Origin of the sequence: Microbulbifer agarilyticus (assembly GCF_019800665.1) — a bacterium.
Taxonomy (GTDB): domain Bacteria; phylum Pseudomonadota; class Gammaproteobacteria; order Pseudomonadales; family Cellvibrionaceae; genus Microbulbifer; species Microbulbifer agarilyticus_C.
Window position 1 is genome coordinate 174095 of the sequence record NZ_JAHVKO010000002.1, and the last position, 20912, is coordinate 195006.

General features: G+C 56.4%; 18 protein-coding genes. 3 read left to right on the forward strand and 15 right to left on the reverse strand.

Going from position 1 to position 20912, the window contains the following annotated elements; all coding sequences use genetic code 11:
* Positions 1-74: 74 nt before the first annotated feature.
* Complete coding sequence (locus KUV22_RS05125) at positions 75-1343, forward strand: HlyC/CorC family transporter (RefSeq protein ID WP_222229047.1); 1269 nt, start codon at positions 75-77, stop codon at positions 1341-1343.
* Here the strand turns inward: KUV22_RS05125 and rnhB are convergent.
* The 15 genes from rnhB to rpsB form a co-directional block, all read right to left on the reverse strand.
* Positions 1340-1951, reverse strand: a complete 612-nt coding sequence (rnhB, locus tag KUV22_RS05130; protein ID WP_222229048.1) for a ribonuclease HII — start codon at positions 1949-1951, stop codon at positions 1340-1342. The two genes, KUV22_RS05125 and rnhB, sit on opposite strands and share 4 nt — an antisense overlap.
* Positions 1952-1977: 26 nt before the next feature.
* Positions 1978-3105 (reverse strand): lipid-A-disaccharide synthase, encoded by a 1128-nt coding sequence (gene lpxB / locus KUV22_RS05135; RefSeq protein WP_222229276.1) that lies wholly within the window; start codon positions 3103-3105, stop codon positions 1978-1980.
* A 44-nt stretch (positions 3106-3149) separates the two neighbouring features.
* Entirely contained in the window at positions 3150-3929 is a 780-nt protein-coding gene (gene lpxA / locus KUV22_RS05140; protein WP_222229049.1) for an acyl-ACP--UDP-N-acetylglucosamine O-acyltransferase, read from the reverse strand.
* 196 nt (positions 3930-4125) lie between these two features.
* The gene (fabZ, locus tag KUV22_RS05145) at positions 4126-4563 is read right to left on the reverse strand and encodes a 3-hydroxyacyl-ACP dehydratase FabZ (RefSeq protein ID WP_222229050.1); all 438 of its coding nucleotides are present in this window, start codon (positions 4561-4563) and stop codon (positions 4126-4128) included.
* Positions 4564-4653: 90 nt separating this feature from the next.
* On the reverse strand, positions 4654-5709 hold the full coding sequence (gene lpxD, locus KUV22_RS05150) for a UDP-3-O-(3-hydroxymyristoyl)glucosamine N-acyltransferase (protein WP_222229052.1): 1056 nt from the start codon (positions 5707-5709) through the stop codon (positions 4654-4656).
* 33 nt (positions 5710-5742) lie between these two features.
* Positions 5743-6258: an OmpH family outer membrane protein gene (locus tag KUV22_RS05155; RefSeq protein WP_224917054.1), complete on the reverse strand. Its 516-nt coding sequence runs from the start codon at positions 6256-6258 to the stop codon at positions 5743-5745.
* Positions 6259-6380: 122 nt separating this feature from the next.
* Entirely contained in the window at positions 6381-8951 is a 2571-nt protein-coding gene (gene bamA / locus KUV22_RS05160; protein ID WP_222229056.1) for an outer membrane protein assembly factor BamA, read from the reverse strand.
* Positions 8952-9127: 176 nt separating this feature from the next.
* Positions 9128-10486 (reverse strand): RIP metalloprotease RseP, encoded by a 1359-nt coding sequence (gene rseP / locus KUV22_RS05165; protein WP_222229058.1) that lies wholly within the window; start codon positions 10484-10486, stop codon positions 9128-9130.
* 82 nt (positions 10487-10568) lie between these two features.
* On the reverse strand, positions 10569-11765 hold the full coding sequence (gene ispC, locus KUV22_RS05170) for a 1-deoxy-D-xylulose-5-phosphate reductoisomerase (protein ID WP_222229060.1): 1197 nt from the start codon (positions 11763-11765) through the stop codon (positions 10569-10571).
* A 30-nt stretch (positions 11766-11795) separates the two neighbouring features.
* Entirely contained in the window at positions 11796-12641 is an 846-nt protein-coding gene (locus KUV22_RS05175; protein WP_222229062.1) for a phosphatidate cytidylyltransferase, read from the reverse strand.
* A 65-nt stretch (positions 12642-12706) separates the two neighbouring features.
* Positions 12707-13468 carry a polyprenyl diphosphate synthase gene (gene uppS, locus KUV22_RS05180; RefSeq protein WP_222229064.1) on the reverse strand — a complete coding sequence of 254 codons (762 nt, stop codon included), beginning with the start codon at positions 13466-13468 and terminating at the stop codon, positions 12707-12709.
* Positions 13468-14025, reverse strand: a complete 558-nt coding sequence (gene frr, locus KUV22_RS05185) for a ribosome recycling factor (protein ID WP_222229066.1) — start codon at positions 14023-14025, stop codon at positions 13468-13470. Before frr ends, uppS begins: the two co-directional genes overlap by 1 nt.
* Entirely contained in the window at positions 14018-14758 is a 741-nt protein-coding gene (pyrH, locus tag KUV22_RS05190) for a UMP kinase (protein WP_010132959.1), read from the reverse strand. The genes frr and pyrH overlap by 8 nt, the downstream gene beginning before the upstream one ends.
* A gap of 291 nt (positions 14759-15049) precedes the next feature.
* Positions 15050-15913 carry a translation elongation factor Ts gene (gene tsf / locus KUV22_RS05195; protein WP_222229068.1) on the reverse strand — a complete coding sequence of 288 codons (864 nt, stop codon included), beginning with the start codon at positions 15911-15913 and terminating at the stop codon, positions 15050-15052.
* Positions 15914-16045: 132 nt separating this feature from the next.
* Positions 16046-16795, reverse strand: coding sequence for a 30S ribosomal protein S2 (gene rpsB, locus KUV22_RS05200; protein ID WP_010132961.1), 750 nt, complete (start codon positions 16793-16795; stop codon positions 16046-16048).
* 529 nt (positions 16796-17324) lie between these two features.
* On the opposite strand from rpsB, the gene map reads away from it, so the two are divergent.
* Together map and KUV22_RS05210 are read left to right on the forward strand one after the other, a co-directional pair.
* Complete coding sequence (gene map, locus KUV22_RS05205; RefSeq protein ID WP_222229070.1) at positions 17325-18095, forward strand: type I methionyl aminopeptidase; 771 nt, start codon at positions 17325-17327, stop codon at positions 18093-18095.
* A 62-nt stretch (positions 18096-18157) separates the two neighbouring features.
* On the forward strand, positions 18158-20893 hold the full coding sequence (locus KUV22_RS05210; RefSeq protein ID WP_222229072.1) for a [protein-PII] uridylyltransferase: 2736 nt from the start codon (positions 18158-18160) through the stop codon (positions 20891-20893).
* Positions 20894-20912: the final 19 nt, after the last annotated feature.

Consider the following 20912-nt stretch of genomic DNA (forward strand, 5'->3'; position numbering starts at 1 on the left):
ACCCGGGCCCGCACAGTTGCGGGCTCAAGCGTTCTGATTCAATATCGGCCTATTCCAATAGAAAGAGCTCTCCCTTGAACGACCTGCCGCCCGGCCTACTCTTTGCCCTGATAGGCCTGCTAATCATTATTTCCGCGTTTTTCTCCAGCTCCGAAACCAGCATGATGGCGCTCAATCGCTATCGCCTGCGGCATCAAGCCAGAACCGGTCACCGCGGCGCCAAACGCGCCATGGAGCTTCTCGCTCGCCCGGATAAGCTGATTGGGGTGATCCTGATCGGCAACAATATCGTCAACATTCTGGCGTCTGTCATTGCGGGAGCGGTATTTACCCGACTCTACGGCGAAGCCGGAGTCTGGTACGCCACCGCCGCCCTCACCCTCGTGGTGCTAATTTTTGCGGAAGTCACCCCTAAAACCATCGCCGCACTGCACCCGGAGAAAATCGCCTTTCCCGCCAGCGTCATACTGCGCCCTCTTCTTTGGCTACTCACCCCACTGGTACGACTCGTCGGCAGTGTCTCCAACGGCTTGGCCCGCCTGGTCGGCGTGGAAGCAGGCAAAGAGTCCGAGGCAGAGCACCTGGCTCCAGAAGAGCTGCGCTCGGTGGTATTTGAATCCGGCGCACTGCTGCCGACCAAACACAAAGGTATGCTGCTCAACGTACTGGATCTGGACCAGGCGACCGTCGAGGACATCATGATCCCTCGCAACGAGGTCAAGGGGGTGGACCTTGACGACAGCGCCCAGGAAATCCTGCAGCAACTGGCCGAGAGCAGCTTTACCCGCCTACCGGTTTACCGTGGCGACATCAACAAGATCGTCGGTATTCTGCACCTGCGCCGCGCCGCACAGCTACTCCGCGACGGCCCGGAGAAACTGACTGCAGAAAGCCTCAAAACACATCTGATCGAACCCTACTTTGTACCGGAGGCCACCCCGCTGCCCACCCTGCTGATGAACTTCCAGCAGCGCAAGCATCGTATGGGGCTGGTGGTAGACGAGTACGGCGAGGTCATGGGCATCGTGACCCTGGAAGACCTGCTGGAAGAAATTGTCGGTGACTTTACCGCAAGCCCAGTGCCCAGCGATGATGAGGAAATCATCGAACAGGGTGATGGCTGGTATCTGGTGGACGGCGGCACATCCATTCGCGAGATCAACCGCACCCTGCACTGGGAACTGCCGACCGACGGCCCCAAGACATTCAACGGCTTGATCATGGAACATCTGGAAAGCATCCCGGAAGGCAACATCAGCCTTTACATCCAGGAGTACCTGATTGAAATCGTCGAAGTTTCCGACAAGATGATCACCAGCGCACGAGTCAAGAAAGAGCGCTAGATCAGCTCCAGTTGGCGCTTAACGGGCGCAAAGCTTTTTCTGTGCACCCGGGTCGCCCCTAGGCGTTCGAGCGCCTCCATGTGCGCCTTGGTGGGGTAGCCCTTGTGTCCGGCCAGCCCGTACCCGGGATAGACGCGATCCAGCTCTACCATTTCACGGTCGCGGGTCACCTTGGCTAGAATCGACGCCGCGGCGATAGCGGCAACCCGGTCATCACCTTTCACCACGGTGTCGCACTGGTAGTGCCATTGCGGCTTGCGATTCCCGTCTACCAGTACAAACTCAGGCTGCACTGACAATTGCTCCACCGCGCGCTTCATCGCCAGCAGGCTCGCATGCAAGATATTGAGCTGGTCGATTTCTTCGACCGTGGCGCGGGCAATGGCAAAGCTCATGGCCTTCTGCTGGATTTCTTCGAACAGCGCCTCCCGCTTCTTTTCACTCAACTTCTTTGAGTCCGCAAGGCCCTCGATGGGGTTTTGCGGATCAAGAATCACCGCCGCCGCAACAACATCGCCAGCGAGCGGTCCACGCCCAACTTCATCCACGCCGGCCAACAGAGTACCGGTGTAGGGAGAGACATAGGGAGGCAATGGAGACTTGGGCATAACGAAAAGAAACCGGACTTTAAAGCTTATTTCTGTAGCAATGTGCACACGGCATCCGCCGCCTTTTCAGAGGCATTGCGGCGCAATTCCTGATGCATCTCGCTGAACTCACGACGCAACCGATCACCGAGCAGCGGGTCATCAAAGTAATTCAGCACAGCGCCGCCCAGGGCCTCAGGCGTCGCGTCGTCTTGCAGGATTTCCGGCACCAGCTCGCGCTGCGCCAGCAGGTTGGGCAGCGAAACCCAGGGTGTATGCAACATACGGGAGAAAATGGCATAGGACAGTGTTGCCATTTTATAGGCCACAACCATGGGTTTATTCATGAGCATGGTTTCAAGCGTCGCCGTGCCTGACGCGATCAGCACCGCATCTGCGGCCGCGAGAGCCTGTTGGGAATTCCCATCCAGCAAGGTCATGGATAACTCACTTGCACCAGGCAACTCAGCAATCTGCTGCTCCAGTTGCTGCCGGCGCTCAGGATTGGCGGCTGGCAATACAAACTTTAGCGCGGGCCGGCGCTGCTGACACCAGATTGCCGCCTGCAGAAAGAGCGGCCCTAGCAGACGCACCTCTCCGCCGCGACTTCCCGGCAACAAGGCAACCACCTGATCTTCCGCGGCAAATCCCAGAGACTGTCGTGCGGCCTCCACATCCACCTCAAGTGGGATTTCATCGGCGAGTGGATGCCCCACAAAACTCACCGGAACATCGTGCTCGCGGTAGAAGTCCGCCTCAAACGGCAGCAGCGTGAGCATGTGATCCACGGCGCGGGCAATTTTTTTGATACGCCCGCGGCGCCACGCCCACACCGAAGGGCTCACATAATGCACCGTGGGGATACCGGCGCCGCGCAGCGCCTCTTCGAGGCCTAGATTGAAGTCCGGAGAGTCAATGCCGACAAACACATCGGGAGGATTAGCAATGAAATGCTCGCGCAAAGTGCGACGAATCTTGAGCAGCTCAGGCAGGCGCTTTAGCGGCTCCACCAGCCCCATCACCGACAATCGCTCCATCGGAAACAGAGACTCGGCGCCAACCGCCTGCATGCGCGGACCTGCGATACCGACAACCTCAAGGTTGTCGAATCGTTTTTGCAGCGACTGGATCAAACCAGCGCCGAGAATGTCTCCAGAAGCTTCACCGGCAAGCATGCCGACACGCAAGGTTTCACCCTGCGGCTTTACAGGCTTGTTGCTCAACGGACAATCCCGCGAGTGGAGTTTTGCAGAGAATCAATCCACGGCTGAATGGCCTCGGACTCCTGTCGCAACTGCGCCAGCGACTCCAGCGCCTCATCGGTGGTCAGTCCGCGGCGATAGACAATTTTGTAGGCTTTGTTGATCAGGGCGATATCTTCACGACTGAATCCCCGGCGACGCAAACCTTCCGCATTGATGGTTTTCGCTTCGGCTGGATTGCCCGCAACCATCACGTAGGCCGGCACATCCTTACCGATACCAGCACCCATGCCGGTAAATGCGTGCTCACCAATGGTGCAGTGCTGGTGTACCAGCGTATAACCACTCAGGATCGCCCAATCGCGCACGTACACGTGGCCTGCCAGCGCCACATTGTTTACCAGGATTGTGTGGTTGCCGATCACACTGTCATGCCCAATATGGGAATACGCCATCAGCAGGTTATCGTTGCCGATGGTGGTTTCTCCACGATCCTGCACCGTCCCACGATGGATAGTGACGCCTTCGCGGATTACGTTGTTATCGCCGATCACCAGAGTGGTTGGTTCATCCTTGTACTTTTTGTCCGGGGTATCCTGGCCGACACTGGAAAACTGGTAGATGCGGTTGTTTTTTCCCAGCTTGGTAGGCCCGGTCAGCACTACATGGGAAGCGATCTCACAGCCGTCGCCGATTTCTACATCGGGCCCCACAACACTGTAAGGGCCAATTTGCACGCCTTCTCCGATCACTGCCGAATCATCGACAATGGCAGTTGGGTGGATCTTGGTCTGCATGCTGTGGCTTTCTCCTCACCGGCTCGATGCATGATCGACTGGGCACCAAGCAGCGAACACACATCCGCACACTGGCGCCAGAAACTACGGCGATACTTTACCCGCGAATCGCGAATATAAAAATCAATTTAGTCACATTGGTGCCAGCCCAAGCTGGCAAAGGTTTGCGCTGTTCAACGCAATCGGCGTAGATCGCTTAGACCTTTCTCACCGCGCAAAGGATATCTGCGGACGCCGCAAGCTCACCATCTACGCTCGCTTTACCTGCGAACTTCCAGATTCCGCGGCGCTCGGACACAACTTCCGACTCGAGCTGCAGGCGATCACCCGGCACAACCTGACGCTTGAAGCGCACATTGTCGATACCGGCGAACAGATACAAATAGCCGTCTTCCGGTTTCTGGCCCAGAGTTTTAAAGCCGAGAATGCCGGACACCTGCGCCAGCGCTTCGACGATCATCACACCTGGAAAGATAGGCACTTCGGGAAAGTGGCCGTTAAATACCTCTTCGTTGATCGAGATATTCTTGTAACCCTTGATCGACTTCCCTTCTTCCAGTTCGACCACACGATCTACCAGTAGGAAAGGATAGCGGTGCGGAAGGTATTGACGAATTTCCTGTACGTCCATCATGGCGATTTGTCCCCAGAAACCACTTCGGGGCGCCAAACGCCCCGAAACTTCGAATGAATCTTGTGAAAAAGCCCAGCAAGCAGGTCCAACCTAATCTGGTGCCTGCTCCTGTTGCTTGAATGCTGTCTCCAACGCCTTCAGGCGTCGGGCCATCTGATCGAGTTGCCCATAGCGCACTGCATTGCGACGCCAGCTACGACTGTCCATAAAGGGCGCCCCACTGGAATAGGAGCCAGCCTCTTCAATGGATTTGGTAACCAGAGTACGCGCAGTCACATGGCTGCGATCCGCGATGGTGACGTGACCGACGATACCGACACCACCAGCGATGGTGCAGTGCTTGCCGATAATTGCGCTGCCCGCCACCGCCGAACATGCGGCCATGGCTGAGTAGTCACCAATCTGCACATTGTGCGCGATTTGCACCATGTTGTCGATCTTGACACCGTGTCCAATCACCGTATTGCCAAGTGCGCCACGGTCAATACAGGTACAGGCACCGATCTCCACTTCATCGGCAATTTCGACACCACCCAACTGATGGATCTTGGTCCACTGGCCATCTGCAGGAGCGAAGCCAAAACCATCGCCCCCAATTACCGTATTACTGTGTACGGTACAGTCTGCACCTATCGCGCAACCATGGTAGACCACCACATTGGGGAACAACCGGGTATTTGCACCGATTTCACTGCCTTCCCCTACGACACAGCCCGGACCAATGATCACACCCGATGCGATGCGGGTATTGGCCTCAATCACCGCTCCGGGGCCGATAGACACATCGATCCCGATGTCCGCAGTACTATCAATACTGGCGGAGGGATGGATACCCGCCGCGGGCGTGGGTGTTTGATCGTAAATCGCTGTCGCTTTCGCAAAAGCGAGATAGGGGTTGGGGACGATTAATGTGCTGACCGGACAAGCCTCTGCGTCTTTGGCGGACACCAATACTGCAGAAGCCTTGGTCTCTTCGAGGAAGCGACGGTAGTTTGCACTGGCAAGGAAGCTCACTTCACCAGCAACCGCGTCTTGCAGGGTGTTTAACCCTGTAGGTACTTGCTCACTACTGGCGCCAGGCGCCAGGCGCAATTCTGCGCCCAGCATCTCAGCCAACTGCGCCAGAGTTGGCTGTTTGTTCGTCATCACTAAACCTTATTCGAAGCTGAAGAACGCTGTTTACTTGCTTGCGTTAAGACGCTTAACCAGCTCTTCTGTCAGGTTGGCGGACTTGCCTGCATATACGGCAGCGCTCGCGTCCAGTACCAGATCCAGCTTCTGCTCTTTGATCACCTCTTCCAGAGCGGTCTTGGCTTTTGGCAGCAGCTCTTTTTGCAGATCCTGAACCGCCTGTCCTTCCATCGCGCGCAGCTTTTTCACGGTGGTTTCGAAATCGGAACGCTTGAAGTTGATTTTGCGCTGCTGCTCGGCCTTCTTCTCTTCAGACCAGGTAACGCCGTTTTTCTGAGCGTCTTCTGCCAGCTTTTGCATTTCCGCGCGGATGCTCTCGGCACCGTTCTGCAGCTGGGAGTACTCAGAGCTGGTTTTCAGCGCATTGATTTTGGACGTGGCTTTCTCAGTGCTCATGATCGCAGCCTGGATGTTTACCACGGCTACCTTGGTCTGTGCACTGGCGGCACCCGCAAACAACAGGCCTGCCAGCAAAATCGCACTTGCTTTTACAAATTTGAACACTTTCTTATTCTCCATCTTTCTTTAGATTTTCGGCCCCTTCCACAGGAGCCGTTTACGTCAGATAAACCACTTCGGGCAACTGGGACTCAACCCTAAACACTCCCGAAGCCAATTTCCAGTGGTTAGAAGCTATTACCCAGCGAGAACTGGAATACTTCCACATCGTCGTCTTCGTTCTGCTCAAGCGCCTTCGACAGGCTGAAAGTGAGCGGGCCGAAGCCGGTGATCCAGGTCAGGCCCACACCGGCGGACACATTCAGGTTTTCCACCGCGATGTCATAACAGTTCAGCTGAGTCACCCCACAGCTGTTACTGAACACGTTACCCGCGTCGATAAAGAACGCGGACTGCATGGAGCGCTGATCCTTAACGAAAGGAATCGGGAAAATCACTTCCGCACTACCTTCCACCAGGATGTTACCGCCGAAAGGCTGCGGGTTACGGCCAGTAGAAGTCGTAATCAACTCACCAGTATTCTGGTCGAGCAGGTAACAACTTTTGGTGACATTACCCTCGTCATCTACAGCACACGCAGTGGTTGAATAGAATTCTGCAGGCGTGGAACGCGGCCCCAGGGTGTTGCGCTCGAAACCACGCACGGAGCCAAATCCACCGCCGTAGAAGTTTTCGAAGAACGGCAGCTCCTCGAGGTCACCATAGCCATCGGCGTAACCCAGGCGGGTACGCAGACGCAAGGTCAGATTTTTGGTCAGCGGGCGGAAGTACTGGCCGGTATAAATGAACTTGTAGTACTCAAGATCACCACCGGGCAACGCGATCTCAACAGATGCGCGCTGGGAGGCACCGCGGGTCGCCAGGATACCCCGGTTCAGAGTGGAGCGCGCATAGGAGCCCGTCACCGACCAGGTATCAAACTCGTCACCGTACAGGTCCACAAAACCGTCCAGATCGGTGTTCAGCAGGCTTTCATCCAGCGGCATGCTGAGATCCAGTGCAACCCCATCCGCTACCGCTTGCTCCAGTTCTTCCAACACTATGGTTTGGTCGGACGCAAGAATATCGCTATCGATGCCGCTGATCGGACGCGGGCTGTCAATAATCTCCTGCACGGAGCTACTGCTCGTACTCAGCTCGAGATGGTTGAAACCAATATTCAGGCCGATGCGGGAAATTTCAGAAATCGGATAGCCGAAGCTCAAGCCTGCACCATAGGTCGTGGTGTTATAGCTCGACAGGTTAATCTCGGAGTAATCCCGCTCCTGATAGAAAATATTGAAACCACGGCTCACGCCGTCCGGCGTGAAATAGGGATCGGTATAGGAGAAGTTCAGTACCGACTGATAGGTGGAGGTATTTACCGCAAAGCCAACAGACTTACCGGTGCCCATCCAGTTGTTTTCCTGAACGTTGGCACCCAGTACCAGGCCGCTGCCCTGAGCGTAACCCACGGTGCCACCAATGGTACCGGAGGGCTGTTCCTCAACGGTGTATTCCACGTCGATCTGATCGGAAGTACCGGGAACCTCAGTGGTTTCTACCTGCACCTCTTTAAAGAAGCCGAGACGCTCCAGACGCACCTTGGACTGTTCGATGCGTGCGGAAGACGCAGAGGCCGCTTCCATCTGGCGCATCTCGCGACGCAACACATCATCCGAGGTGCGCGTATTTCCGCGGAAATTGATGCGGCGTACATAGGCACGCTTGCCCGGATCAATAAAGAAGGTGACCTTTACGGTCTTATCGTCTTCATTCGCTTCCGGCATACCATTCACCTCGGCGAAGGTGTACCCCTCGTTGCCCAGGCGCTTGGTAATGTAATCGGAGGTGGTGGTCATCAACACCTGAGAAAAGGTCTGCCCTTTGCGCACCAGCAACAAACGGCGAATTTCCTCTTCGGAAACAACGGGGTCGCCCGCCAGCTCCACTTCAGAAACTGTATAGACGTCACCCTCACTGATATTTACCGTGATAAATACGCTTTGCTTGTCCGGGCTCAGGGAAACCTGGGTGGATTCGATCTTGAATTCCAGATAACCACGGTCGAGGTAATAAGACTCCAAACGCTCCAGGTCACCGGTAAGTTTCTCGCGGGAGTACTTGTCGTCACTATTCAGCCAGGACAACCAGCCGGTGGTTTGCAGCTCAAAAATTTCTGCCAGTTCATCGTCGGAAAACGCGCGGTTACCGACAATATTGATGTGCTTGATCGCGGCGACGGAGCCCTCGTCCACAATAACTTTCAGCTCAACCTGGTTGCGTGGCAGCTCTTTCACTTCGGTGGTTACGCTGGCGCCATAGCGCCCCTGGGCCACATACTGACGCTCGAGTTCCTGGGCCAGGCCTTCGAGAGTCGCACGTTTGAAGATCTGCCCTTCCGCAAGACCGTTGTCATTCATACCCTTGAGCAGGTCTTCGGTCTTGATCGCCTTGTTACCGGTAATCTCAATCTTTGAAATCGCCGGGCGCTCACGCACGGTGATGACCAATACACCATTCTCACGGCCAATCTGGATATCCTGAAAATACCCGGTGCGGAACAATGCGCGCGTGGCACTCTGAATCTCCACGCTCTCAATCTCATCACCGACCCGGACAGGCAGGGCCGCAAACACGGTACCCGCTGAAACCCGCTGCAATCCCTCAACGCGAATATCGTTGACCTCAAACGACTGGGCGTAAGCGGCAATGGGCAGAGCTAGGCCGAGCGAAGCCGCTTTCAGGAAATTTTTCATCTACTAATTCCGAGTGTTTATTCGCAATTCCATGAGGGCGTAACGCCCAACTCACTGGGATCAAGGTCCCTATCAGTCCACTTACCCCTGGGGTAAAAGTGGCGCCTGACCGTCTTAAAAGCCCACCAAGAGGACCTTTGCCCTCAATGAGACCCGAGGTACAGGCAAAAAATTCACTACAGGCGCAAAATGTCGTTATAAAGCGCCAGCGCCATGATACCGAGCACCATAGCCATACCTACCTGCAGACCAATCATCTGCACTCTTTCCGAAACGGGCGACCCCTTAATCGCCTCAATACCGTAGTAGAGGAGATGACCGCCGTCGAGAACCGGGATCGGCAACAGGTTCAACACACCGAGACTGATGCTCAACAGAGCAAGCAGTGACAGGAATGACTGCCAGCCCGCGTCCGCAGAAGTGCCGGCCACTTTAGCAATGGTGATAGGACCGCTCAAGTTGCGGGTAGAAAGTTCGCCAAACAGCAGTTTCTTCAAGCTGTTCAGGGTAAATACCGTCTTGCTCCAGGTCTCTTCCAGGCCCTTATTCAAAGCGCCCAATACACCGTAGTGATAACGTCGTACCCGCTCCTCGGGCCAGGATGCCGCAACCGGCAAGACGCCGATACGGCCTATTTTTTCGCCACCGTCTAACGTGACCTCGTCTGGCGTGATTGAAAACACCTGCTCCACACCATCGCGCAGCACCGTAACCGCGACCTGCTGCTCCGGACGCGCCTTGATATAGGTGGTCCACTGCTCCCAATCACTGAAATCACGCCCATCGGTGGCGATAATTTCATCACCAGCCTCTAGACCACCCTTGGCCGCGGGACTGCCATCCACCACCTGGGCAAGCTGCATACTGACCTGCGGAATCCACAGTTTGACACCGACCTCGGCCAGGGGATCCGCGACCTCCTTACCCGCCAGCCAGCGGTCAATATCCGCATACATGTGGTACTCCAGCGCAGAATCCGGATAGCGTACGGAGAACTTGATATCGCCTGAATCGCCCAGACGATTCGCCAAGCGCCAATTCAGCGCCTGCCACGTGGGGGTCGGGTGATCGTCGATCGCGATAATTTCCTGGCCTTCTTCCAGGCCCGCGTACGCAGCAAGGCTCCCCTGCTCCACATCGTCCACAATCGGGACGGGACCAGAGGTACCGCCCATAAACACGCCCCAGAAGAGCAAAATTGCCAGCAGGAAATTGGCGAGCGGGCCGGCAGCCGCAATCGCAATACGCTGCCACACATTCTTGCGGTTGAAGGCCCCATCCAGGTCTTCCGGGGACACCGCACTTTCGCGCTCATCGAGAAACTTGACATAACCACCCAGGGGGATGGCGGATACCGTAAATTCGGTGCCGTGCCGGTCATAGCGCGACACGAGTCGCTTGCCAAAGCCAATCGAGAAACGCAGTACCTTTACACCACACCAGCGCGCAACGATGAAGTGGCCAAACTCGTGAAAGCTCACCAGCACACCGAGAGCGACCAGCGCCCAGATTGCAGTTTGTAGAAAATCTAACATGGGGTCAGCTTACTATGATCTCGTTAATGGCTTACGCCCTTTATCTTATGCCCTACATGCCGGCCTACGGCTTCGCCATTCTTCAGGCGCCGCAGAGCTCTCCCAAAACCTGGTGAGCCTGCGCACGTGCCTCGCGATCAGCCTGTTCGACTGTCTCAAGGTCTTTCAGTTCAACCACGACAGTGGTCTCCATGACCTTTTCGATCAACTGTGCGATGCCGGTAAACGGGAGCTCCCCTGCCAGGAAAGCCTCCACAGCCACTTCGTTGGCCGCATTGAGGATAGTGGGCGCACTTCCACCCGCCAACATGGCCTCGCGCGCAAGACGCAGACACGGAAAACGCAACTCATCCGGCGCTTCAAAATCCAGCCGTCCGGCGCCGATCAGATCCAACGCGTTTACACCACTCTCCACCCGCTGGGGGAATGCCAGCGCGTGTGCGATGGGCGTACGCATGTCCGGGTTTCCCATCTGCGCCAGTAAGGAGCCATCGCGGTACTGCACCATGGAATGCACGATACTCTGCGGGTGCACGACCACCTGGATATCTTCCGGCACCGCGTGGAACAGGTAACAGGCTTCGATAAACTCCAGGCCTTTGTTCATCATGGTGGCGGAATCTACCGAAATCTTCCGCCCCATGGACCAGTTGGGGTGATTACAGGCCTCGTCCGGCGTAACCCGATGCAAACTCTCAGGGTCCGCGGTGCGGAAAGGCCCGCCCGACCCAGTCAACAGGATACGCTCCACACCAGCCTCGCTGAGGCTATCACAGGGATACGGCAGACATTGAAAAATGGCGTTGTGCTCGCTGTCGATCGGCAGTAGTGATGCATCACTTTCGACCAGGGCAGCCATAAACACCGGCCCCGCCATTACCAGCGACTCCTTGTTCGCCAGCAGGACCTTTTTGCCCGCCTGCACGGCGGCAAGTGTCGGGCGCAAACCAGCTGCGCCGACAATGGCCGCCATCACAATGGCAACCTCGGGATCTGACGCTACCTGACACAAACCGTCGGTGCCGCTCAGCACCTCGGTAGACAACTTCTCAGCCGCCAGAGTCGCGCGCAGCTGTGCAGCCTTCCCCTCTTCCAGCACCACCGCATAGCGTGGCACAAAGCGCCGACACTGCTGCGCCAGCTCTTCAATACGGTCACGCGCAGTCAGCGCATATACGGAATAATTTTCGGGGTGACGGGCGAGCACATCCAACGTACTCACCCCGATGGAACCGGTGGACCCGAGCACACAGACAGATTGTGGGGTCATGGTTTGCATGAAATCGAACTACCTCTGCGCCCAAGAAATTCAGAGATACTTGGGCAATTCGCTGGCGAGCGCCGCCATAGTGAAAACCGGTAACGCCGCCGTGAGGCTATCCAATCGGTCAAGAATACCGCCATGCCCCGGCAAAATTCGGCTGCTGTCCTTAATGCCGCGGTGACGCTTGAACATACTTTCGACCAGGTCACCGATAACGGATGCGAGTGCCGTCACCAGTACACCGATGGTAAACAGTACGGTATTTTTGGTCGGCAGATCGAACGCAACCGACACACCCAACGCGAGAACCAGACAGGCGGCAAGGCCACCGAAAAAACCTTCCCAGGATTTGCCCGGGCTCACCTCTCGCGCCAACTTATGCTTGCCGAACTTACGCCCGACAAAGTAGGCACCCACATCGGCGGCAACCACGACGGCCACCACAAACAGCACCAGCCAGGCGCCGTGTTCAAGCCCCTGCAAAATCACCACCGACAACCACGCGGGTACCAGCACTACCAGGCCAATTAACCCACGCGCCCAGCGGTTACCCCACAACATGGCACTGGCCGGATAGCCCTGTACCCACAGGAACGCCAGCGCCCACCAGCCACAAGCCACCGCCAGAATCTGGCGTGCACGGTCGGTGTCGGGAGAGGAGAAATCAAAATCGAATACGTACTGTGCTGTCAGCACCAGTGCACCGCCCAAAGCGGCGAGAAAAACGAACCGCAGTGCGCGATTCAAGTTGGATAGGTTGGCCCACTCCCAGCCACCCAGCAGGATGACACCCGCAATTACAATGGAGAACCACTGCAATGGCACGAAGAACAGCAGCCCCAGGAAAAGAGCAACCAACACCAGCGCGGTAATTATTCTTTGTTTTAGCACCGTTAAACCCTTAAAACCTTCTAATTTGCTAACCCGAATCCCCAAAACAGTCGGCCCCTGCCGACTCAGGCCTGGGCTTCCAGCCCGTCCTCGCTGCGCCCACCGTAACGGCGGTCACGCTGGCGAAACGCATCCAGCGCCAAGTCAAGCGCCTCAACGTCGAAATCCGGCCACAGCGTATCCGTGAAATAGAACTCGCTGTATGCCGCCTGCCACAAGATGAAGTTACTGATGCGCTGCTCGCCGCTGGAGCGAATCACCAGGTCCACCGCGGGCAGGTCCGACAACAGGATATGTGCACCGAGCGACGCCTCGTCGATAGAGTCAGGAGTACGCTCACCTCTCGCCACTTCCTCAGCTAGGGTCCGCGCAGCCTGCGCGATATCCCACTGACCACCGTAATCCGCGGCAATCACCAGGGTGCCGTTTTCGCCATCACGCGTGAGGCTTTCCGCCTCCACAATGGCACGCTGCACCCGGGGAGAGAAGCGGTCACGGCGACCGATCACACGCAGCTGAACACCCTGCTCCTGCATGCGCCGGGCTTCCCGGCGCAAATAGGAGTGGAACAGTGTCATCAGCAACTCCACCTCTTTTGGTGGCCGCTGCCAGTTCTCACTGGAAAAGGCGAACAGCGTGAGCACCTCAATCTGGCGCTCCTTACAAGCCTCAATCAGGTCTCGAATACGCTCGACACCCGCTTTATGACCGGCGGAAGGTGACAGGCCCCGACGCGCCGCCCAGCGGCCGTTTCCATCCATAATGATGGCGACATGTCGCGGTCCCGCCTGCATATGTGTTGCCACACCAGTACCGCCGGCAGACATCAGATTTCCATCAAGTCTTTTTCTTTTGCCGCCAGTGCCTTTTCCACCTCGGCAATGTACTTGTCGGTCAGCTTCTGGATCTCATCCGCTGCACGACGCTCGTCGTCCTCGGAGATTTCCTTGTCCTTAACCAGCGCCTTCACTTCTGCCAGCGCATCGCGACGGTTGTTGCGGATGGACACACGCGCGCTTTCCGCCTCACCTTTCGCCTGCTTGATGAAGTTTTTACGGGTTTCTTCGGTCAACATCGGCATCGGGATACGGATCACCGCACCGGCAGTAGCCGGGTTCAGACCGAGATCAGACTTCATAATGGCCTTTTCAATGTCTGGTACCAGGTTTTTCTCCCAGGGTGTTACAGACAAGGTACGCGCATCTTCAACGGTAACGTTGGCAACCTGAGAAAGAGGCGTGTCGGACCCGTAATAGGACACATGGATGCCGTCGAGAATGCTCGGGTGGGCGCGGCCAGTACGGATTTTGTTGAAGTTGCTGCCGAGCGCTTCGATGGCTTTACCCATACGCGTTTCAGCTTGTTTTTTGATATCGTCAATCACGATTCACTTCCTCTTCGATCAGTGTGCCCTCTTCACCACCCACAACGATATTGAGCAGTGCGCCGGTTTTATCCATGCGGAAAACCCGCACTGGCATGTTGTGTTCGCGGCAGAGGCAGATTGCGGTTAGATCCATTACACCGAGCTTCTTGTCGAGAACCTCGTCATAAGTCAGGCGGTCATAGCGGGTAGCATCAGGCACCAGCACGGGGTCGGCAGAATATACGCCATCCACTTTCGTGGCCTTCAGAACCATTTCCGCTTCAATTTCGATTCCGCGCAAGCAGGCAGCGGAATCCGTGGTAAAGAATGGGTTACCGGTGCCGGCGGCAAAGATCAGCACCTCACCTCGCTCCAGATAACGGATGGCTGCGCGGCGATCGTAGTGATCGACGATACCGCTCATCTGAATGGCAGACATCACGCGAGAGGAGATGTTGGAGCGCTCGAGCGCATCGCGCAGCGCCAGTGCGTTCATCACAGTGGCCAGCATACCCATGTGGTCGCCAGTCACCCGATCGAGCCCTGCTGCGTTGAGCGCAGCGCCGCGGAACAGGTTACCACCACCGACAACCAGACCGACTTGAACACCAATACCCACCAGCTGCCCAATTTCCAGGGCCATTTTGTCGAGCACTTTGGGGCTGATACCAAACCCCTGTTCGCCCATCAGCTCTTCTCCGCTGAGCTTTAACAGGATTCGCTTGTACTTGCGGTCTTTAATACCTGGCATCCCTTGTTCCTCAACTGTTACGGGCTAAATTCTGTGTTGAGACGCAACCGGAATTCCGGTTCGCGCCCGCCGAACATTACAACAAATTCGGCGCTATACCTATGGCTATACCTATCTGGCCGGGCCCAAATAGCGAGTTTGCATCGCTTTCCCGCTCAATAGTTCAGATATTGAACAGAATTTTCCCCTGAGCCAGATACTACAGCGGGGTGCCCCGGAAGTATTCTAATGAACACGCCGGGAGCACCCCGCTGGTGCCGGCGACCCGGAGGTCACCGACTGAGTCGAGCATCAAGAGCTGGATTTTACCTGAGCGGCTACTTCCGCTGCGAAATCCACTTCTTCCTTCTCGATACCTTCACCAACTTCGAAACGCAGGAAGCTGGATACGTCGCCACCAGCGTCTTTCGCCAGCTTGGCTACGGTAACGTCAGGATTCTTAACGAAAGGCTGCTCTACCAAGCTGTTCTCTTTCAGGAACTTCTTGATACGACCGCCCATCATCTTCTCTACGATCTCGGCAGGCTTGCCTTCCATATCCGGCTGAGCCTTGATGATGTCCTTCTCTTTCTCCAGCACGTCAGCCGGCATATCTTCCGGCTTAACTACCTGCGGGTTAACCGCGGTAACGTGCATGGCAATATCGCGCGCAGTCTCAACGTCGCCGCCGCTCAGGGCAACGATCGCAGCGATACGGTTGTTGGAGTGAACGTAAGCGCCAACCACAGGAGCTTCTACCAGCTCAATGCGACGCACACCGATGTTCTCACCAATCTTCTGTACCAGCGCTTCACGAGCGTTTTCCAGCTCGCCTTCCATCAGCGCAGCAACGTCTGCCTGGCGATCGGCAAATGCCTTATCAACCACTTTGGCAACGAACGCCTGGAAGTTTTCGTCGCGTGCAACGAAGTCAGTCTCGGAGTTCACTTCTACCAGAACACCGTAGCTACCGTCTTCTGCAACTTTTGCAGCAACAACGCCGTCAGCAGCGGTACGACCGGCTTTCTTAGCAGCCTTCAGGCCAGACGCCTTGCGCAGATCTTCGATTGCTTTTTCGATGTCGCCATCAGCCGCAGTCAGTGCCTTTTTGCACTCCATCATCGGCAGGCCGGTGCGCTCGCGCAGTTCTTTTACCATTGACGCAGTAATCGCCATGATTCAATCCTCGGGTTCAGATTCAAATTCTTTGTTGGATTTGAAAAAAAGGGGCCGGATAGATGGCCCCTTTTCCCTGCAGCGTAACTAAAAATTGTTACACCGCCAGTAGCCTGCAGCGTCAACCCCGAATTAGGAGTCCGCAGCCTGCTGATCGTCGTTAGCTTCTACGTATTCGCTCTGGGCAGCAGCGCCACCAGCTTCCGCAGTACCAGCCAGTACAGCGTCTGCTACCGCAGTGGTGTACAGCTTGATCGCGCGGATGGCGTCGTCGTTACCTGGGATTACGTAGTCAACACCTTCCGGGCTACTGTTGGTATCAACGATACCGATAACAGGGATACCCAGCTTGTTGGCTTCTTGAATGGCGATACGCTCGTGCTCAACGTCGATCACGAACAGTACGTCCGGCAGACCACCCATGTCTTTAATACCACCGATGGAGCGCTCAAGCTTCTCCATGGTGCGGGTACGCATCAGAGCTTCTTTTTTGGTCAGCTTCTCGAAAGTACCGTCCTGAGACTGCGCTTCGAGATCGCGGAAACGCTTGATGGAAGCGCGGATGGTTTTGTAGTTGGTGAGCATACCACCCAGCCAGCGGTTGCTGACGTAAGGCTGACCTGCACGCTCGGCCTGCTCTTTGATGGACTTCTGCGCCGCGCGCTTGGTACCAACAAAAAGGATCTTCTTCTTCTGCGCAGCCATACCTTTGATGACTTGCAGAGCTTCGTTGAAGGCCGGAACAGTGTGCTCCAGGTTGATGATGTGAATCTTGTTGCGAGCACCAAAGATGTATTCACCCATCTTCGGGTTCCAGTAGCGAGTCTGGTGACCAAAGTGGACACCAGCCTGCAGCATATCGCGCATGCTGACTTGCGGCATAGTAAACCTCAAATTCAATAGCGGAGGCAGACGACCAGATTAAAAGGATCGAATGCTTCCCGGGTTTTATCCTCCATATACCCCATTTACCAATCCTTGAGAGCACGTTACGTGACTCAAAGACACCCAGGTGAATGTGCCGGTATATGTGCGGCGTTTGTTAAGAGCAGCGAAACTCACCACTCTTTGTTTAGTTTCACTTCGGGCACTGCCCAAAGCGGCGCGCTTTATACCATATAACTGGGGCAGCTGGAAGTGTGACCGGCGCCACGAAAGTGGCCGCCTGAAAGCATCAGGTCACGCGAACAATTGGCGGCCACCGGGTCACTTAATGCCCCGCACCTGTAATTCCGCTACAATACCGCGCCGCTTCTAGGCTTGGCCTGGATCAGCCCACCGCTTTGCAGCGCTGCCCCGCGCAGCCTGCCACGGCGAAAGCGCTGGAATTACTTGGTCGAAACTGACCGACTTGGCTCCAAAATGGCGCCCAAATTGCCGCAAACAGATACAAACACCCTGGAAAAAATTCATGACCAATCCTGTAAAGACACCCGAACAAATCGCCAAAATGCGCACCGCCGGCCGCCTGGCTGCGGAAGTATTGGAGATGATCGGTGAATACGTGGTTCCGGGTGTCACCACAGAAGAACTGGATCGCCGCTGTCATGACTATATCGTCAACGTACAGGACGCCATCCCGGCATGCCTCGGCTATCGCGGTTTCCCCAAGTCTATCTGCACCTCGGTCAACGAGGTGATCTGTCACGGCATCCCTTCTGAGTCCAAGGTACTGAAGAAAGGCGACATCATTAATATCGATGTCACGGTCATCAAGGATGGCTGGTATGGCGACACCTCCAAGATGTATTTCGTCGGCAAACCTGTGGCCCACGCCGAACGACTGGTCAAGGTGACTCAGGAGTGCCTCTACAAGGCCATCGAAATCGTAAGACCCGGCACCACTCTCGGCGACATTGGTCACGTGATCCAGCAGCACGCCGAGAAAAATTACTACTCGGTGGTGAAAGACTTCTGTGGCCACGGCATCGGCGATGTATTCCACGAAGACCCGCAAGTCCTGCACTACGGCAAGCCCGGTACTGGACAGGTGCTGGAAGAAGGTATGACCTTCACCATCGAACCCATGATCAACGCCGGCAAGCCAGGCAGCCGCGTACTGCGCGATGGCTGGACCGCGGTTACCGTCGACCGCCGCCTATCCGCACAATGGGAACACACCATGGCCGTCACCGGTGATGGCGTGGAAGTATTCACCGCGCGCAAAGAAGAGTCCTTTTGACGTAGCGGCACGGCATAACTCCCAAGGTAAGGCATCAACAGGGTTAAACGGATTCCTCGCACATGAACTCTCCGCAGCTGGCTGAAGTACCGCACTTTGAAAAACCCCTGTTCTTCTTCGACCAGTCCCGTTTCCGGCGGGACCTCGCGGAAGGCGCACGTCCGCTACTGGAGATTTTCAAAGATGCTGTCGGTGCCGCGGACACCCATATGGCGCGGCGCTTCCGCGAGGGTGAGGATGTCCGCACCCTGGTGTACGAGCGCGCGCTCTTCGTTGACTGCCTGCTGCACTACGCCTGGTACCAGTACCAGTGGCCCGAGACCATCAGTCTGCTGGCCGTGGGCGGATATGGACGCGGTGAACTGCACCCGCGGTCAGACATTGACCTACTGATCCTAACCACGGAAAAACCTAGCGCGACCGTCGTCGACAATATTGAACGGTTAGTGGCGTTCCTGTGGGACCTGAAACTCGACATCGGTCACTCCGTGCGCAGCATCGATGACTGCATCGAAATGGCGGAGGAAGATATTACCGTCGCCACCAATCTGATGGAGTGCCGCACGGTTGTGGGCAACCCGGCGCTACACGAAGCGCTGGCCAAGCGAATGACCCCGGAATGTCTGTGGCCCGCGGATAAATTCTTCAGCGCCAAATACGCCGAACAGCAAGCTCGTCACAGCAAGCAGCAGGGAGCCGAGTACAACCTCGAGCCCAACATCAAAAATGCGCCCGGAGGACTCCGGGATATCCAGACCATCAACTGGGTAGCCAAGCGATACTTCAAAGTACGCACACTCAAGCAACTTCAAGGTAAAGGCTTCTTCACCGAAGAAGAGTTCGCCATTCTTCAATCCGGCGAAGACTTCCTGTGGCGGGTGCGCTACGGCCTCCACCTGCTGGCTGGACGCCCCGAGGAGCGCCTGCTGTTCGATTACCAGCGCGAACTCGCCCGCGAATTCGGCTACAAAGACAACGATACCCACCTGGCGGTGGAGCAGTTCATGCACACCTACTACCGCATCGTGATGGCACTGCGGGAACTAAATGATGTGCTACTGCAATTCCTGGATGAGGTAATCCTGCAGCGCGGCAAGCACTTGCCGGTTACGCCAATCAATGAGCGCTTCCAACTGCGCGGCAATACTATTGAAGCCGCGGTTACTCGCACCTTTACCGAATACCCTTCCGCGCTGCTGGAAATTTTTGTGCTGATGGCGGAAAACCCGCAGATCGACGGCGTGCGTGCCTCTACCATCCGTCTGATTCGCGAACACCGACACCTGATCGACGACCGCTTCCGCGCTGACCCGGTCAACGCACAACTATTTATGCAGCTGCTGCGCAGCCCTCGCGGCCTGTCCAAACAGCTCACACGGATGACACGCTACGGCATTCTCGGCCGCTACCTGCCAGAATTTGGCCGGGTCACCGGGCAGATGCAGCACGACCTGTTCCACATCTATACGGTCGACGCGCATACATTGCAGGTCGTGCGCAACATGCGCAGCTTCCGCAGCAAAGAGGCCTGGGAAAAATTCCCGCTGGCCGCGGAGATTCTCTCCCGCATGCGCAAACCCGAGCTGCTGTATATCGCGGGCCTCTACCACGATATTGCCAAAGGTCGCGGCGGCGACCACTCGAAGCTGGGTGTCGCCGACGCAGACGCCTTCTGCCGCCGACACGATCTTTCAGCGCGCGACCGACGTCTGGTCTGCTGGCTGGTAGAAAAGCACCTGTTAATGAGTGCGGTATCGCAAAAGCAAGACATTACCGACCCGGAAGTGGTACACAGTTTTGCCGCTGAAGTCGGCGATCGCGAACATCTGGACTACCTGTACGCGCTGACGGTTGCAGACATCAACGCAACCAATCCGGACCTGTGGAATAGCTGGCGCGCGAGCCTGATGCGCCAGCTCTACCAATACACCCAGCGCGCCCTGCGCCGCGGACTGGAAAACCCCATCGACCGCGACGAGATATACGAGGAAACTCAGGCTCAGGCGCGCAACATGCTGCGTGCCATGGGTATTCCGAGTAATTCCGTGGAAGACATCTGGTGTGAAATGGGTGAGGACTACTTCGTGCGCGAAAGCGCCGACAGCATCACCTGGCACACCGCGGCGATTTATCAGCTGCAAAAAGACCCCGAGCGGGACGAAGACAGCGATACCCTGGTACTCACCCGCAATTCCGGCCCCGGTGAGCACGACGGCGCCACCGAAGTGTTTGTGTACACCCCCGACCGACCCAACGTGTTTGCCGCTGTGGTAACCGGTCTGGACATGCTTAACCTGAACATTCACGACGCGCGCCTGTATAGCTCCGCTGCCGGCTACACCCTGGACACCTTTTACGTGTTGGATGAATCGGGCCAGCCCTTGCTGGACGAGCCCCATCGCCTCGAACAGATCCGCAACACCCTGCAGGAAGAACTCAAGCTGGTAGAGGACTACTCCAAGGTCATCAAACGGCGAACACCCCGCCGTCTGAAAATGTTCCACCTGGCGAGCCAGGCCCACATTTCCACGGAACCCGGAGACACCTACAGCACCCTGGAAATCACCAGCGCTGACCGCCCCGGATTACTCGCGCGCATCGCGCGGATTTTCATTACCCATGACCTGCGCCTGCACAACGCCAAGATTTCCACCCTTGGCGAACGCGTGGAAGACATCTTCCACATCACCGACAGCGAGGACCAACCTCTGGCCGACAACGCGCTAATCGAAACGCTGCAACAGGCCATTTGTCAGGAACTGGATGCTCATCAGGCGACACTTCCACCGCAACCGTAAAGGGGGCGATGGCAAGGAA